This window comes from Streptomyces olivaceoviridis (genome assembly GCF_014650115.1).
GTDB lineage: Bacteria > Actinomycetota > Actinomycetes > Streptomycetales > Streptomycetaceae > Streptomyces > Streptomyces olivaceoviridis.
Genome location: NZ_BMUI01000005.1, coordinates 334303 through 349620 on the forward strand (window position 1 = coordinate 334303; position 15318 = coordinate 349620).

Consider the following 15318-nt stretch of genomic DNA (forward strand, 5'->3'; position numbering starts at 1 on the left):
GCCCTCGCGCACTCCGGGCTGCGCCCAACGAGGCTGTCCGCGGCCGGTTTCAACCCGTGTGGGTGCCCGTCACCCCTCGATGCGGTGCTGCGTCCAGAAGGAGGTCAGGTCCGTGCTCGTGGCGGCCTGGGCCGCCGCCTTGAACTCGGCCGTGGTGGACACGCCGTACCAGTGCGCGGTCGCGTAGTCCTTGAGCAGCTTGGCCATGGCGGTGTCCCCGAGGACGCGGCGCAGGTCGTGCAGGGCGCACTTGCCGTAGCCGTAGACGACGGTGGAGTACCGGGAGGAGTGCGCGTCCCAGTACGCCATCGAGTTGGTGATCTTCTCGGCGCTGGAGGCCCAGGAGACGCCGCTCCAGCAGTTGCTCCCGGTCTTGCCCTGGGCGAGGTCGGTGGCGTAGTCGGTGAACGACTCGTCCAGCCAGGGGCTGGTGTACTCGTCGTCGCCGACGATGCCGTACCACCACTGGTGGGCGATCTCGTGGGTGAGCGCGGTGGTGCTGACCACGTCGAGCACGAACCCGGGGTACTCCATGCCGCCGAACCAGTAGTTGTTGTCGATGACGGCGTCCAGTTCACCGTACGGGTAGGCGCCGAACCGGGCCGCGTGGGCGTCGACCGCGGTCCTGGCGGTGCTGAGCATCGACTGGGCGCTGGTGGAGCTGATGCCCGAGACGGAGTAGACGTTCACCGGGACGCCGGCGGCCGAGGTGCCGGAGATCTTGGTGAAGGGGCCGGCGGCCCAGGCGAAGTCACGGACCTTGGAGGCGGTGGCCGTGGTCACGGTACGGCCACTGGAGCCGGGCGTGTCCGTGGAGGTGCCGGTGGCCGGGACCAGCAGGGTGCTGGGGTGGTCCAGGGTGACCTTGAAGTCGGCGGCCAGGGAGTAGAACGACTCGCCGTTGTTCGTGTACGGGTCGAGGTGCCAGCCGGCGCCGTCGCGGACGGCGAGGACGGGCAGGGCGTTGCCGACGAAGCTGAACGCGCCGTCGTGGCCGAAGCGGTCGGCGCCGCTGGGCACGGTGATGCCGAGGTCGAAGCCGATGGTGGCGCTCTGGCCCTGGGCGAGCGGGCTCGGCAGGTCGATCTCCAGGGCGGTGCAGGCGACGGAGAGGGCGCCGGCGGTGCCGCCGGTGACGTTGCCGACCTTGACGGGCATCGCGTCGCAGCTGCCGTGGTAGTTGTCCCACAGCCTGAGGTAGACCTCGCCGAGCGCGGTGGCGGAGGCGTTGGTGAAGGTCACGCTCTCGCGCCCGGTCCAGACGGTGCCGCTGGTGTCGCTGCTCAGGTTCACGGTGTACGACGGGGCCGCCGGGGTCCGTGCGGAGTCGGCCGGCGGTGGTGTGGTGCCGTCCGAGGTGTCGAGGGCGATGTCGTCCAGGACGAAGCTCGTCTGGAGGCTGGAGTCCTCGGTGCCGGTGAAGGACAGGTTCACGGTCTGGCCGGCGAACGAGGACACGTCGATCGACTTCTTCACGTAGCCGGTGTTCTCGTCCAGGTTCGAGTAGGTGGCCAGCGTGGTGCCGCCGAGCTTGGCCGTGAGCTTGTCGTAGGCGGTGGACGAGGTCGTCTCGGCGGTGTCGATGTGCAGCCAGAAGGTGAGGGTGGCGGCGCCGCACCCGGACGGGACGGTCACGCTCTGGCCGAGGGTGTCGGTGCGGGTGCCGCCGGCGCCGTCCAGCCAGGCGTAGGAGCTGCCGCCGTGGGCGGTCTGCCCGGAGCGGCTGGTGATCACGGTGGACGCGGACTGGGTCCACGGTGAAGTGCCGCTCTCGAAGCCGCCGTTGGCGACCACCTGCGCCGGGGTGCAGGCGGCGGGAGCAGTGGCGGGCCGGGCGGCGGCGGAGGTGCCGGGGAGGAAGAGGGCGGCCAGCGCGGCGACGGTGACCGCGCCGACGCCGAGGGCCCTGTGGGGGGTCGGTCTCACACGCTACTCCTTTGCGGCGGCCGGGGTCCGGCCTGCTCGAAGGACCGCCCGGCCGGCTGGGGTGCGCCGGGGCGGCCGGGGTGGGGCTCGCGCGATCGCTGTGCTCAGGTGCGGCGCGCGCCCCTGTGGGTCGGGGCGCGGGCTGCCGAAAGAGTGACAGATTTGACCGGTCCATGCCAGACCAGCGGGCGGGGTGCCCGCTGCGTGACGTGTCACGGGCGCCGCCCGCCGGCCCGCGGGCGGCGCCCGCCGGGATCAGAGGGTGCGCAGCGTCATGAAGACGGCCCGCAGACGGGTGCCGTCGGGGCCCGGCCAGCCGGTCGCCACATGGCCGAGGGCGTCCCGCGGCGGCAGCGGCGGGTTCTCGGCGACGGGGGTGAGGACACGGTGGACGTGCAGGGACAGGCCCCCGGGCACCGGGAGTCGGGTGCCGTCCTCGCCGTCGGCCGGCTCGGGCGTGAAGCGGTGCGGGCCGAGGGCCGCGCCGCCGTAGGAGCGGGTCACCTCGTGGTCGGGGGTGTCCGTGATGCTCTGGGCCATCGCCCGCGCCCTGCCCTCGATCAGCGCCAGCAACTCGGTGACCAGCACCGGGTCGTGGCAGCCGTCGTACACCCAGCGCGTGCCCAGCACCCCGTGCTCCATCGTGCCGACGAGCGCGTGCTCGGCGCCCTCCAGCGGCGCCCCTCGGTAGGTGAGCGGTGCCAGATAGGCCGTACGCCCGGGGCTCGACGTGTCGGTGGCCACCATGAACTCGATGCCGACCTCGCCCTCGGGGTCGTCCAGCCGGAAGCCGCCGGACTTCTCCAGCACGGGCGCCGCCGGGCCGCCGCGGTACCAGGGGCGGCTGGGCAGCCAGTCGGCGAGCAGTTCCGTCTTGCTGGGCTTGAGGGTCGTGTGGTGGATGACGGCCATGCGGGTGGTTGCCTCCCGTTGCGCGGACGCGGACCCGCCCAGCTTTCCACACCGTTCCCACCGGCCACCGCTGGAATCCGACCCGGTACGGGGGCGGGACGAGGACCGATCGGGGACGGCTGGTCCCCCCGGCGCGACCGGCGGCCGACCACGGCGTCCGGGACCGGGCCACGAGGACACCCTCCCGGTAGTCCGCCGCGGTGCCCTCGGCCCAGCCGGCCACCCGGCGCCGGCGCGGCACCGGCACGTCGGCGACCTCCGCCACCGACGCACCGGGCACCGGGCACCGGGATCAGCCCCTGTGCGTCCTTTCGAAGACGGCGAAGGCGGCCTCCTGGTGCCATTCGAGGCGGGCCTTGGCGCTGTCGGCGAGCAGGTGCCGGCAGGCCGCGCCGCGCACGGGGAGGCCGGGGTGCTCGGCACGGCAGGCCGGGACCGGCTGGTACCCCTTGGCGGTGGGGTTGCCCTGCCACAGGCTCGCGCCCGGCAGGAAGCCGTACTCCAGGGAGGCGCGGGCCAGGTCCTTCAGCTCGGGGTAGCGCAGGCCGTAGGTGGCGGCGGCGTACTGGTACTCGTGGCTGATGTCGATCCGGGACACCCCGGGGTCGTCGGTGGCGAGGACGACGGGGACGCCGTAGCGGCGGTAGGTGGTGAAGGGGTGGTCGGCTCCCTTGACGCCGAGGATCTGGGCGTTGCTGGAGAAGGGCACCTCCACCGCCACCTGACGGTCCGCCATCGTGCGGACCGTGCGCCGCCAGTCGTCCTCGTGGACCAGGTCGACGCCGTGCCCGACCCGCTCGGTGCGGGCGACGTCCACGGCCTGACGGATGTGGAACTTCAGGTCCCGCGGCTTGACCAGCCCGGGCCACAGCTCGCCCGCGTGCAGGGTGACGTGCGCCTTCGGGTACTGGGTGCGCAGGTAGCCGACCATGCGCATCTGGAGGCTGTAGTCGCGCAGGGAGGTGTCCGAGTCCTCGGGCTGGACGAGGTTCACGGCGACGAACCGCGGGTCGGCCTCGGCCAGCCGCAGGCCGAGGGCGAGCTGGGTGAAGACCCGCTCCGGGGCGCTGCCCCGGGAGGCCTGGGAGATCCAGCGGACGGTGAGGCCGCAGCCGGGCCGCGCCTGCGGGGTGCCGCACCGCTCGGTGGCGCGGAACTCGGCGTCGCCGTCGTCCGCCTCCTCGCGGGCCTCGGCGACCAGCTTGTCCAGCTTGCCGCCCGCGACCAGTTCGCGGTGCAGCGCGGCGAGGTCGTCGTCCCAGCCGACCTCGGCGGCGAGCTTCTTCGCGCCGTCGGAGGCCGGGGTGACCATCGTCTCCAGATAGGACTGGTTGTTGCGGACGACGGTGTCGGCGACCTCCGCGAGCAGCTTGCCCCGGTGGCGCCAGGTGACCTCGCCGAACCTGCCGAAGGTGTCGAAGAAGTGGTCGTGCCCGCTCTCGTCGGGCGGGAAGTCCTGCATGGACCAGGCGCGCACCAGCGCGTCGTGGAAGGCGCGGTCGGTGCGCGCGTCGGCGGCGGGCCGGGTTCCGGCGCCGCAGGGCGGGGTGACCGCGGTCAGCGTCGCGGTGTCGACGCACAGCCCGTCCTCGGCGGCCAACTCGATCAGGTACTCCGTGGACACCGCGCCGGAGAGGTGGTTGTGCAGGTCTCCGCCCTTGGGGAGCTGCCGGAAGAACTCCCGCAGGGCCGCGGGCCGGTCGCGGAGGGAGCGGAGACGGGCGTCCGTGCGCGCCTCCGCGGCGGTGACCTGCCGGGGCGGTGGTGCGGCGGGCCGGTGGTCCCGCCGCGCCGGCTGGGCTGCGGCGGGCAGGGCGGACAGCAGGGACAGGACACTGAGGGTGCCGAGTACGGCCGGAACGACCCGCCGGCTCAGGGCACTTCGACGTTGCAGACTCACAGGGGGCATGATCACGGAAAGATCACGGCGGCGTGCCCTGATCCGGCACATCCCGGGCGGAGAGCACCCGACCGGGTGACGCAGGGGCACACCGCCGTGCGCCGAATCAGGTGGCACAGCATGCCCCGTGCGAAGAATTCCCGGACCTGCTCCTCGCCGCCGCCCGAGGCGCCGTGCCCGTACTCCGCCAGCCGCGCGTAGGCGTCCCCCATGGCGCCGAGCACCGCCTCCGGGGAGCAGCCCCGCGCCTCGGCCGCGGCCCGCTCCGGACAGGTCCGCGCCCGCACGAAGCAGTGCTCGACCACGGCGGTGAACAGCAGCTCCTTGTTCGGGAAGAGCCAGCAGACGTACGCCTGCGAGATGCCGGCCCGCCTTGGCTTCATGTGAGTATCCAGTCGCTCACACCACTGTGCCTCAAGGGGCGCCTGGGGGAATGCGCGGCGGATGCGCGGGTATTCGCGCTGCGACTTCGTACATCGGCGACCCATCAGAGAGGCGGATCGCATGCTCATGGCCCACCCCGCGGTACTGGAGGACCTCATCGCCCAGTACGAGGCCCTCACATTGCTCGGCGCCGAGGAGAGCACTCCAGAGGCCCGGCAGCGGCTGGCGGACATCTCCTACACGCTGTGCGTGGCCACCGGCACCCGGGATGTCGACATGGCCCTCATCGCCGCCCGCCACCGCCTCTCCGGCGCGCGCCCGGAGGACGACTCCCTGCTCCAGACGACGGCCACGCTCCAGACGACGGCCGCGCTCCAGCCGGCGTCCCCGCTCCAGACGTCTGCCCCGGCGGAACAGGTGTCCGGGGTCTGAACCGTCCCCTCCCCAAGGCTGTCGCCCGCCCCTCCCCCCTGAACTCGTCGCGTCCCGCTTCTGGTCGGCGGGACCTACCGGACGGTATACAGGCCCGGTCGAACGCGCGAGGGCCGCTCTTCGGTGGTGCCGCCGCGCGCCGCAGCGGGCTCAGGGGGAGGACTCATGGCGAACGGCAGGCATCCGGCGGGCGGGGCGAGAGGCCGGCGGCGGAGCGCCGTGCTCGGAGCGGCACTGGGCGGCTGCGCCCTCGTCGCCGCCGGCACGGCACCGGCCGCTGCGCACCCCGGCGGACCCGGCCGCGCGAGCGCCTACGTCGCGCTCGGCGACTCCTACACCTCGGGCCCCGGAATCCCCCGGCAGGTGGACGCCGACTGCGCGCGCTCGGACCGCAACTACCCCTCGCTCGTGGCCGCCCGGCGGCAGGTGGCCGCCTTCACGGACGTGAGCTGCGGCGGGGCGACGACCGCCGAGATGTGGCAGGCGCAGGGCACCAACCCGCCCCAGCTCGACGCCCTGGACCGGCACACGGACCTGGTGACGGTGCAGATCGGCGGCAACGACGTCGGCTTCGGCTCCATCATCACCACCTGCGCCCGCCTGGCCGCCCAGGACCCCGCGGGCAACCCCTGCGAGCGCTCCTACACGGCCTCCGGTCACGACCAGTTGGCCCTCACCGTCGTGCGGACCGCGCCGAAGATCGGCCGGGTGCTGCGGGCCGTGCACGCCCGGGCGCCGCACGCCCGGGTGGTCGTCGTCGGCTACCCGGACCTCCTGCCCGACGACGGCAGCGGCTGCTTCCCGCAAGTCCCCTTCGCCCAGCAGGACTTCGCCTACCTGCGGGACACCGAGAAGCGGCTGAACCTGATGCTGCGGCTGGTGGCCGGCGTGAACCGGGCCGAGTACGTGGACACGTACGGCCCCACGGTCGGCCACGACATGTGCAAGGCGCCGGCGGACCGCTGGATCGAGCCGCTGCAACCGTCCTCCCCCGCCGCCCCGGCACACCCCAACGCCAAGGGCGAAGCCGCCATGGCCGAGGCCGTGCTGGACCGCCTGGACCGGGGACGCGGACGGAACTGAGCCGGGAGCGGCGGGGCGGCCCGGGACCGGGAGACCGCCCCGCCGCCCGCTCAGCCGCCGAGCGCTCCCAGCACCACGGCCTGGGCCTCCTCCTGCACCCGGGCGAGGTGGTCGGCACCGAGGAAGGACTCGGCGTACACCTTGTAGACGTCCTCGGTGCCCGAGGGCCGGGCGGCGAACCAGGCGTTCTCGGTGGTGACCTTGATGCCGCCGATCGCGGCGCCGTTGCCGGGCGCCTCGGTGAGCACGGCCGTGACCGCCTCCCCGGCCAGCGTGTCCGCGGTGACCTGCGCCGGCGACAACTTGGCGAGCAGCGCCTTCTGTTCGCGGGTCGCGGGGGCGTCGATGCGGGCGTAGGCGGGTGCGCCGAAGCGGGCGGTCAGGTCGGCGTAGTGCTCCGAGGGGGTCTTGTCGGTGACGGCCGTGATCTCGGAGGCGAGCAGGGCGAGGATGATGCCGTCCTTGTCGGTGGTCCACACCGAGCCGTCCCGGCGCAGGAAGGACGCGCCGGCCGACTCCTCGCCGCCGAATCCGAGGTCGCCGCCGACCAGTCCGTCCACGAACCACTTGAAGCCGACGGGTACCTCGACGAGCCGGCGGCCGAGGTCCCCGGCGACCCGGTCGATCATGGTGGAGGAGACAAGCGTCTTGCCGATGCCCGCCGCGGCCGGCCACTGGTCGCGGTGCCGGAAGAGGTAGGAGATGGCGACGGCGAGGTAGTGGTTGGGGTTCATCAGGCCCGCGTCCGGGGTGACGATGCCGTGCCGGTCGGCGTCGGCGTCGTTGCCGGTGGCGATGCGGAAGCGGTCGCGCTGCTCGATGAGGGAGGCCATGGCGTACGGCGAGGAGCAGTCCATGCGGATCTGGCCGTCCCAGTCCAGCGTCATGAACCGCCAGGTGGGGTCGGTGTGCGGGTTGACCACGGTCAGGTCGATGCCGTGCTGCTCGGCGATCCGGCCCCAGTAGGCGACGGAGGCGCCGCCGAGCGGGTCGGCGCCGATGCGCACGCCGGACGCGCGGACGGCGTCCAGGTCCAGGACGCCGGGCAGATCGGTGACGTACGTGCCGAGGAAGTCGTACCGCCGGGTGGTGTCCGCGGCGAGCGCGCGGGCGTACGGCAGGCGGCGTACGTCCTTCAGGCCGCCCGTGATGATCTGGTTGGCGCGGTCCTGGATCCAGGAGGTGGCGTCGGAGGCAGCCGGGCCGCCGCTCGGCGGGTTGTACTTGAAGCCGCCGTCGGCGGGCGGGTTGTGCGACGGGGTGACGACCACACCGTCGGCGAGGCCCCTGGTGCGGCCCCGGTTGTACGTCAGGATCGCGTGCGAGACGGCTGGCGTGGGCGTGTAGCCGTCCGCGCTGTCGATGAGGACGGTCACCTCGTTGGCGGCGAACACCTCCAGCGCGGTGGCCCTGGCCGGCTCGGACAGGGCGTGGGTGTCGGCGCCCAGGAAGAGCGGTCCGTCGGTGCCCTGGGCGGCCCGGTACTCGCAGATGGCCTGGCTGGTGGCGGCGATGTGGTCCTCGTTGAAGGCGCTCGCCAGGGACGAGCCGCGGTGGCCCGAGGTGCCGAACGCCACCCGCTGTCCCGGGTCGGCCGGGTCGGGGTGCAGCGTGTAGTACGCCGTGACCAGCCGGGCCACGTCGACAAGGTCCTCGGGACCGGCCGGCCGGCCGGCGCGCTCGTGCGCCATGAGTCCGTTCCTCCGCTTCGGTGGGTCGTTCGCTCACCGCCCATCTTTCCTCGCCGGGGGCATGCCATGCGAGTGCGCCCCACCGGCCGGGACGTCCCTGGCCCGCCGGGCCCGTGGTCCGGACCTCCGCTGGTCGCCACGGTCCCGCGTCCGCGCGTGCCGCCCGTCCGGCAGGCAGGTCCGTCGGCGTGGCCGGGACAGGGGGCCACGGGGGCCGCCGGGCGGGCCGCCACCGTGATCCAGCGCGTCACGGCACGGCGGGCCGCCGGGCCGCGTTCTCCGGTACCGGAGTCCGTGCCCGCCGGCCTGCCGTACGCCTCCTGGCGGAGGTCAGCCGATGTGGTAGCTGTCGCCGTAGACCTTCCAGTCGAGCGGGGTGTTCAGGTCGAGGTTGCCCTTGCGCAGGAAGACCCGCTGCGCGGTGTCGACGCGGCTGGTGTCGCTGTGGGCCTCCTCCTGCCTCATGGCCCACACCCGGGCGTCCAGGAAGGCGTTGAGGTACGTCGTCTCGTCGCCGCCCTGGGCCGGCGGCTTGGCGCTGCGCAGGGCGCGCTTGCGAATGTTGCGGAAGCTGGTCGGGTCGTCGCCGTCGCCGTGCATGACGATGGCGTCGTAGTAGATGAACTGGCCGAGCGCGCGCAGTCCGTCCGTCTTGCCCTGGGCGACGGCGGGGTTGAAGTAGACGCGGTCGCGTTCGTCGTTCTGGGCCTGCTGGAAGGCGGTGTCCTGGGCGGCCTTGCGCCAGTCCGTGGGGTAGTTGGGGTCCAGGCCCTGGTGCGAGTCGGTGCCGTTGACGTTCCGCAGGGCGGGCAGGTACTTCGCCAGGACGTTGCCGGGCTTGCGGTCGGCGTAGAGCTGGACGAGGTCGAGCATGTCACCGGTGCCGGAGCAGAAGCCGATGATGCCGGCCGTGTAGCCGCGGCCGTCGCCGATGTCCTCGATGTACTTGTACTGGGCCTTCCAGTCGAGCGAGGAGTTCTCCGCGCTCGACACCAGCTTCATGGCGATCTCCTTCTTCGCCGGGTCGTCCAGCCCCGGCGCGGCGGCCGAGGCCGTGCCGGCGCGGGAGACTCCGAGCAGGGCGCCCGAGGCGACGGCGCCGAACGCGGCGACGACGGTCCGGCGGGAGAGACGGGAGAGGCCGGCGGGGCTCGCCGGGGTTTCCGCTTCGCGGTCTGCGTACACCACAGGGGCTCCAAGGGGGAGTGGGGGGTGGGAAGTTGGTCCGCACCAGTACTGGTAGGAAAGTTTCCTATCAAACGCGGTGCGGGCCGGTAACCCGGCAGACCGGAAGTTCGTAGGATCGGACAAGCCTCCCGGCGCGGCCGTGGCTCAGCCGCGCCGCGCCTCACCCCGCTCCCGCGCGAGGGCGTACAACTCCTGGGAGGCGCTGATGAGTTCGCGCCTCTCCTCCCGCGAACCGACCATCGGCTGGGAGCCCTTGAGCGGGACCTGGGCGCTCTCGGGCAGGAACCGCACGGTGAGCAGGCCGATGGCGCCGGCCAGCATCAGGTAGTAGGCGGGCATGAGGTCGTCGCCGGTGAGGTCGACCAGCGCGGCGGTGACCAGCGGGGTGGTGCCGCCGAACGCGGCGACGGCGATGTTGAAGCCGATGCCCATCGCCGCGTAGCGGACGGCGGTCGGGAACAGGGCCGGCAGGGTGGCCGCGCTGGGGGCGGCGAAGCAGGCCAGCAGCGTGGCCAGGAGCAGCACCCCGAGGATCGGCGGCCAGGTGCCGTGCGCCTTGATGAGCAGGAAGGCGGGGGCGGCGAGCACGATCATCGCCGCCGCCGCGACGGCGTAGAGCGGGCGCCGGCCGACCCGGTCGCTGAGCCGGCCGAGGAAGGTGATCAGGACGACGATCCACACCATCCCGACGAGCACCAGGACGTCCGCGGAACCGCTGGAGCGGTGCAGGGTCTCGGTCTGGTAGGTCGGCAGATAGCCGGTGACCATGTAGTTCGTGACGTTGTAGAGCAGCACCAGGCCCATGCAGACGAGCAGGGGCCGCCAGTGGTTCCTGATGATGTCCTTGAACTCGCCGCCCGCCGACTCCTGCGCCAGCGTCTTCTCGTGTTCGTCCAGTTGCTGCTGGAAGGCCGGGGACTCCTCCAGCTTCAGCCGCATGTAGAGGCCGATCACGCCGAGCGGCCCGGCGATCAGGAACGGCACGCGCCAGCCCCAGGAGAGCATCTGCTCGTCCGTCAGGGCCAGGTTGAGCAGGGTGACCAGGGCCGAGCCGAGGGCGTAGCCGGTGAAGGTGCCGAAGTCCAGCCAGCTGGAGAGGAAGCCGCGCCGGCGGTCCGGGGAGTACTCGGCGACGAAGGTGGTGGCTCCGCCGTACTCGCCGCCGGTGGAGAAGCCCTGGACCATGCGGGCCAGCAGGAGCAGCACGGGCGCGGCGAGGCCGATGGTGGAGTAGCCGGGGATCACACCGATGGCGAAGGTGCCGGCCGCCATCATGATCATGGTGGTGGCGAGCACCTTCTGCCGCCCGATCCGGTCCCCGAGCGGACCGAAGACCAGCCCGCCGAGGGGCCGTACGACGAAGGCGGCGGCGAAGGTCGCGAACGAGGAGATGACCTGGGCGGCCGGGGAGGCTCCGGGGAAGAAGACCTTGCCGATGGTGGCGGCGAGGTAGCTGTAGACGCCGAAGTCGAACCACTCCATGCAGTTGCCGAGCGCGGAGGCGCCGACGGCGCGCCGGAGCAGCGGGGGCTCGACGACCTGGACGTCGTCCGGGCGGAAGGCGCCCCGCTTGCGGCGCAGCCTGCGGGTCAGCTCCTCCCGGACCTGACGCGGCAGCCGCGCCACCGCCCCCGGTACCCGCCGCCCCTCCTGGTCCTCCCGTTCGCCGCCGGGCCGCGCACCGCTCATGAGCGCCTCCTTGCTCTCGCTCCGTTGATCACCGCCTGCCCCTGTGTCCGATTCAGAAACGGAACCGCTCAATCCCATCCGGGACGGCGGTTGGACTTGCGCGGCGCCCCGGAGCAGGGTGGACGGGCCCGCGCGCACACGCGGGGCACCCCTACGGCACCACCCGGAGAAGACCCGATGACGTACGTCGCGGACCCCGCTCGCTACGACGGCACCATGCGCTACCGGCGCACCGGCCGTTCCGGACTGGACCTGCCGGTCCTGTCCCTGGGCTACTGGCACAACTTCGGCGACGACCGCCCGTTCGAGACCCAGCGCGAGATCGCGCTGCGCGCCTTCGACCTCGGGATCACCCACCACGACCTCGCCAACAACTACGGCCCGCCCTACGGCGCGGCGGAGCTGAACTTCGGGCGGCTGCTCAAGCGCGACCTGGCGCCCTACCGCGACGAGCTGGTGATCTCCACCAAGGCCGGCTGGGACATGTGGCCCGGCCCCTACGGGCAGGGCGGCGGCTCCCGCAAGTACCTGCTGGCCTCCCTGGACCAGTCGCTCGCCCGGACGGGCCTCGACTACGTGGACATCTTCTACTCCCACCGGCTGGACGCGAGCACGCCGCTGGAGGAGACCATGGGCGCGCTCGACACCGCCGTCCGCCAGGGCAAGGCCCTCTACGTCGGCATCTCCTCCTACGACGCCGAACGCACCCGGCAGGCCGCCGCGATCCTGCGCGAGCTCGGCACCCCGCTGCTGATCCACCAGCCGTCGTACAGCATGCTCAACCGCTGGATCGAGACCGACGGCCTGCTGGACGCGGCCCAGGAGGAGGGCTTCGGCGTCATCGGCTTCACGGCGCTCGCCCAGGGCCTGCTCACCGGCCGCTACCTGGACGGCGTCCCGGCGGACTCGCGGGCCGCGCGGGGCACGTCCCTGGACGCCTCCTGGCTGACGGACGACCTGCGGGACCGGCTGCGCGCCCTGAACGGCATCGCGGCCCGGCGCGGGCAGACGCCGGCCCAGCTGGCGCTGGCCTGGGCGCTCCGGGACGAGCGGGTGACCTCGCTCGTCATCGGCGCCTCGCGGGTCGAACAGCTGGAGCAGAACGTCGCCGCGCTGGAGAACCTGTCCTTCAGCGACGAGGAGCTGGCCGAGATCGACCGGTACGCGACCGAGGGCGGCGTGGACCTGTGGCGCGACGCCCGGCTCGGGAACCTCGGCTGACCGGCACTGCATGACATCGCGGTGGCACCCATGACATTTATCACTGACATGGGGGAATAAGTGGGACATAACGGACGTCATTCCGATCGCCCGCATCCCGCGCACCACGCCCCGCGACCGCAAGGAGCCGCTCACCGTATGGCGCACGGAGCCCACCGCAACCCGCCCCGCCCTGATCTGGCCCTCGCCCGCGACTGCGAGCAGTGCCTCGGCTGGGGAACCGTCGTCACCCGCGACGGGGACCACGAGCTGTGCCACTCCTGCCAGCCCGATTCCGCCGTCGACGAGGGGGCCGCCGTCTCCGGTTCATAGCACCCCGCCCCCCGCCCGCTCCGCCCCCTCCCCCGGACGATCACCCTTCGGGGTAGGGTTCGGCTAAAAGTTTCACCAAGAAACATTCAAGCCGGGCAGGGGGGCACCATGAGCGCCGCACGCACCAGCAGGACACCGTTGCCGGGTATCGGCGTCCGGTACGACCTGACGACACGCGAACACCGCCACCTGTCGGTGGTGGCCCACCGGGACGGTTCACGCACGCTCAGCGCCTACCAGCGTGACGATCCGGACGCCTGCGCCCTGTCGGTCCATCTCACCGGCCAGGAGGCGGAGGCGCTGGTCGACGCGCTGAAGCCGACCCACCACAGCCCCACCCTGCTCTCCACCACGGAGCTGGGCCTGGTGGCCGAGCGGATCGAGCTGTCCGGGACCTCGCACTGGAACGGACGGCTGCTCGGCGAGACCCGGATGCGCACCGAGACCGGCGTGTCGATCGTGGCCGTCCTGCGCCGCGCCGAGGCGATCCCCTCCCCCGGCCCCGGTTTCCGGCTGGCCGGCGGGGACACCCTGATCGTCATCGGCACCCGCGAGGGCGTCGACGCCGCCGCCGCGATACTCGGGCGGGAGTGATCCGGATGCACTCCTCCGCGGTCTTCCTGATCGAGTTCGGCGCCATCATCCTGGGCCTCGGGCTGCTGGGCCGGCTCGCCGCCCGCCTGCGGTTCTCGCCCATCCCGCTGTATCTGCTGGCCGGACTCGCCTTCGGCGAGGGCGGTCTGCTGCCGCTCGGCACCAGCGAGGAGTTCGTCGCGATCGGCGCCGAGATCGGCGTGGTCCTGCTGCTGCTCATGCTGGGGCTCGAATACACGGCCGGCGATCTGGTCTCCAACCTGAAGACCCAGTACCCGGCCGGGATCGTCGACGCCGCCCTCAACGCCCTGCCCGGCGCCGCCATGGCCCTGCTGCTGGGCTGGGGCCCGATCGCCGCCGTCGTCCTGGCCGGCATCACCTGGATCTCCTCCTCCGGCGTCATCGCCAAGGTCCTCGGCGACCTCGGCCGGATCGGCAACCGGGAGACGCCGGTGATCCTCAGCATCCTGGTGCTGGAGGACCTGTCCATGGCCGTCTACCTGCCCGTGGTCACGGCCCTGCTGGCCGGGACCGGTTTCGCGGCCGGCAGCGTCACGCTGGCCATCGCGCTCGGCGTGGCGGGCCTGGTGCTGCTGGTCGCGGTCCGCTACGGCCGGCACATCTCCCGGTTCGTCTCCACCGACGACCCCGAGAAGCTGCTGCTGGTGGTGCTCGGGCTGACGCTGGTGGTGGCCGGTGTCGCCCAGCAGCTCCAGGTCTCGGCGGCGGTCGGCGCGTTCCTGGTGGGCATCGCCCTGTCCGGGGAGGTCGCCGAGGGTGCCCACCATCTCCTCGCCCCGCTGCGGGACCTGTTCGCGGCGGTGTTCTTCGTCTTCTTCGGACTGCACACCGATCCGGCCAGCATCCCGCCGGTGCTGCTGCCCGCCCTCGCCCTGGCCGTCGTCACCACCCTCACCAAGGTCGCCACCGGCTACTGGGCGGCCCGCCGCGCGGGCATCTCGGCCCGGGGCCGGTGGCGGGCCGGCGGCACCCTGGTCGCCCGCGGCGAGTTCTCCATCGTCATCGCGGGGCTCGCCGTCACCTCCGGCATCGACTCCGACCTCGGCCCGCTGGCCACCGCCTACGTGCTGCTCCTGGTCGTGCTCGGCCCGCTGACCGCCCGGTACACCGAGCCGCTCGCCCGGCGCCTGACCGGCCGCCGGGACCGGCACACGGCACCGGAGGCCGAGGCCGGCCCGGAAACCACCGCGCGGGACCAGCGGGACAGCCACGACCAGCAGGACCAGGCAGCCTCGGTCAGCCGGCCCTGATCACCGCACCGCCGCACCGACGTACCGTGGAGGCATGTCGCCTCCGCTTCCCGGACCGCTGGCCCACCTGGAGCCACTGCTCGGCCACTACGGCTACTGGGCCGTGGGGGCGGTGGTCTTCGTCGAGGACTTCGGCGTCCCCGCGCCCGGCGAGACCATCCTGCTCGCGGCGGGGGTGTACGCGGGCACGGGGCGGCTGAACGTCGTGACCGTGGCGGTCATCGCGTTCGCCGCGGCCGTCGCCGGGGACAACCTCGGCTACCTGATCGGCCGGTTCGGCGGGCGGGCCTTCGTGCACCGGTGGGGCAAGTACGTCTTCCTGACGCCCAAGCGGTTCGAGGCCGCCGAGGCGTTCTTCACCCGGCACGGCGGCAAGATCGTGACGGTGGCCCGGTTCGTCGAGGGCCTGCGCCAGGCCAACGGCGTCATCGCCGGCACGACCGGCATGCACTGGCGCCGCTTCCTCGCCTTCAACGCCCTAGGCGCGGCCCTGTGGGTCGGCCTGTGGACGACCCTGGCCTACCTCGCGGGCAGCCACGTCACCGCGATCTACGACGAGATCCGGCGCTACCAGCTGTACGTCCTCATCGCCGTCGCCGTCCTCCTCGCGGCGTTCGTCGTACGGCACCTCGTGCGGCGCCGCCGCGAGCCCTGATGCGGACAGTGGTTTGGACGGCCGCACAGCGGTAATTCGGATGGCGACCAGAGACCGCGT

The 15318-nt window shown here is 72.7% G+C and carries 13 protein-coding genes and 1 pseudogene; 7 read left to right on the top strand and 7 right to left on the bottom strand.

Features of this window, described 5'->3' with window-relative positions; translation table 11 throughout:
- Positions 1–69: 69 nt before the first annotated feature.
- From IE273_RS12775 to IE273_RS12790, 4 genes are all read right to left on the bottom strand, one after another.
- Complete coding sequence (locus IE273_RS12775; RefSeq protein WP_189815235.1) at positions 70–1926, bottom strand: M1 family aminopeptidase; 1857 nt, start codon at positions 1924–1926, stop codon at positions 70–72.
- Positions 1927–2181: 255 nt separating this feature from the next.
- Positions 2182–2838 (bottom strand): maltokinase N-terminal cap-like domain-containing protein, encoded by a 657-nt coding sequence (locus IE273_RS12780; RefSeq protein ID WP_189815236.1) that lies wholly within the window; start codon positions 2836–2838, stop codon positions 2182–2184.
- Between the two features lie 292 nt (positions 2839–3130).
- Positions 3131–4747, bottom strand: coding sequence for an adenosine deaminase family protein (locus IE273_RS12785; RefSeq protein ID WP_373309331.1), 1617 nt, complete (start codon positions 4745–4747; stop codon positions 3131–3133).
- A gap of 2 nt (positions 4748–4749) precedes the next feature.
- Positions 4750–5121 (bottom strand): TetR/AcrR family transcriptional regulator, encoded by a 372-nt coding sequence (locus IE273_RS12790; RefSeq protein ID WP_189815238.1) that lies wholly within the window; start codon positions 5119–5121, stop codon positions 4750–4752.
- 121 nt (positions 5122–5242) lie between these two features.
- On the opposite strand from IE273_RS12790, the pseudogene IE273_RS12795 reads away from it, so the two are divergent.
- A pseudogene (locus tag IE273_RS12795) lies at positions 5243–5461 on the top strand (DUF5133 domain-containing protein); the annotation flags it as partial.
- A 258-nt stretch (positions 5462–5719) separates the two neighbouring features.
- Positions 5720–6637, top strand: a complete 918-nt coding sequence (locus IE273_RS12800; RefSeq protein ID WP_189815240.1) for an SGNH/GDSL hydrolase family protein — start codon at positions 5720–5722, stop codon at positions 6635–6637.
- 50 nt (positions 6638–6687) lie between these two features.
- Here the strand turns inward: IE273_RS12800 and pgm are convergent, their stop codons facing one another.
- The 3 genes from pgm to IE273_RS12815 form a co-directional block, all read right to left on the bottom strand.
- Entirely contained in the window at positions 6688–8328 is a 1641-nt protein-coding gene (pgm, locus tag IE273_RS12805; protein WP_189815241.1) for a phosphoglucomutase (alpha-D-glucose-1,6-bisphosphate-dependent), read from the bottom strand.
- Between the two features lie 330 nt (positions 8329–8658).
- Positions 8659–9516: a chitosanase gene (locus IE273_RS12810; protein ID WP_189815242.1), complete on the bottom strand. Its 858-nt coding sequence runs from the start codon at positions 9514–9516 to the stop codon at positions 8659–8661.
- Positions 9517–9660: 144 nt separating this feature from the next.
- Positions 9661–11205 (bottom strand): MFS transporter, encoded by a 1545-nt coding sequence (locus IE273_RS12815; protein ID WP_189815243.1) that lies wholly within the window; start codon positions 11203–11205, stop codon positions 9661–9663.
- Positions 11206–11382: 177 nt separating this feature from the next.
- Here IE273_RS12815 and mgrA point away from each other — a divergent pair, with 177 nt between their 5' ends.
- From mgrA to IE273_RS12840, 5 genes are all read left to right on the top strand, one after another.
- Positions 11383–12426 (top strand): L-glyceraldehyde 3-phosphate reductase, encoded by a 1044-nt coding sequence (gene mgrA / locus IE273_RS12820; protein ID WP_189815244.1) that lies wholly within the window; start codon positions 11383–11385, stop codon positions 12424–12426.
- A 138-nt stretch (positions 12427–12564) separates the two neighbouring features.
- Positions 12565–12738, top strand: a complete 174-nt coding sequence (locus tag IE273_RS12825) for a hypothetical protein (protein WP_189815245.1) — start codon at positions 12565–12567, stop codon at positions 12736–12738.
- Between the two features lie 108 nt (positions 12739–12846).
- Positions 12847–13332, top strand: coding sequence for a cation:proton antiporter regulatory subunit (locus IE273_RS12830; protein ID WP_189815246.1), 486 nt, complete (start codon positions 12847–12849; stop codon positions 13330–13332).
- Between the two features lie 5 nt (positions 13333–13337).
- A complete protein-coding gene (locus tag IE273_RS12835) occupies positions 13338–14603 on the top strand; it encodes a cation:proton antiporter (RefSeq protein ID WP_189815247.1) in 1266 nt (421 codons plus the stop codon).
- Positions 14604–14637: 34 nt separating this feature from the next.
- On the top strand, positions 14638–15258 hold the full coding sequence (locus IE273_RS12840; RefSeq protein ID WP_189815248.1) for a DedA family protein: 621 nt from the start codon (positions 14638–14640) through the stop codon (positions 15256–15258).
- Positions 15259–15318: the final 60 nt, after the last annotated feature.

Coding starts and splice junctions, on each gene's coding strand:
- IE273_RS12780 (WP_189815236.1), bottom strand. CDS start 2,838: ATGGCCGTCATCCACCACACGACCCTCAAGCCCAGCAAGACGGAACTG.
- IE273_RS12785 (WP_373309331.1), bottom strand. CDS start 4,747: ATGCCCCCTGTGAGTCTGCAACGTCGAAGTGCCCTGAGCCGGCGGGTC.
- IE273_RS12790 (WP_189815238.1), bottom strand. CDS start 5,121: ATGAAGCCAAGGCGGGCCGGCATCTCGCAGGCGTACGTCTGCTGGCTC.
- IE273_RS12800 (WP_189815240.1), top strand. CDS start 5,720: ATGGCGAACGGCAGGCATCCGGCGGGCGGGGCGAGAGGCCGGCGGCGG.
- pgm (WP_189815241.1), bottom strand. CDS start 8,328: ATGGCGCACGAGCGCGCCGGCCGGCCGGCCGGTCCCGAGGACCTTGTC.
- IE273_RS12815 (WP_189815243.1), bottom strand. CDS start 11,205: ATGAGCGGTGCGCGGCCCGGCGGCGAACGGGAGGACCAGGAGGGGCGG.
- mgrA (WP_189815244.1), top strand. CDS start 11,383: ATGACGTACGTCGCGGACCCCGCTCGCTACGACGGCACCATGCGCTAC.
- IE273_RS12825 (WP_189815245.1), top strand. CDS start 12,565: ATGGCGCACGGAGCCCACCGCAACCCGCCCCGCCCTGATCTGGCCCTC.
- IE273_RS12830 (WP_189815246.1), top strand. CDS start 12,847: ATGAGCGCCGCACGCACCAGCAGGACACCGTTGCCGGGTATCGGCGTC.
- IE273_RS12835 (WP_189815247.1), top strand. CDS start 13,338: ATGCACTCCTCCGCGGTCTTCCTGATCGAGTTCGGCGCCATCATCCTG.
- IE273_RS12840 (WP_189815248.1), top strand. CDS start 14,638: ATGTCGCCTCCGCTTCCCGGACCGCTGGCCCACCTGGAGCCACTGCTC.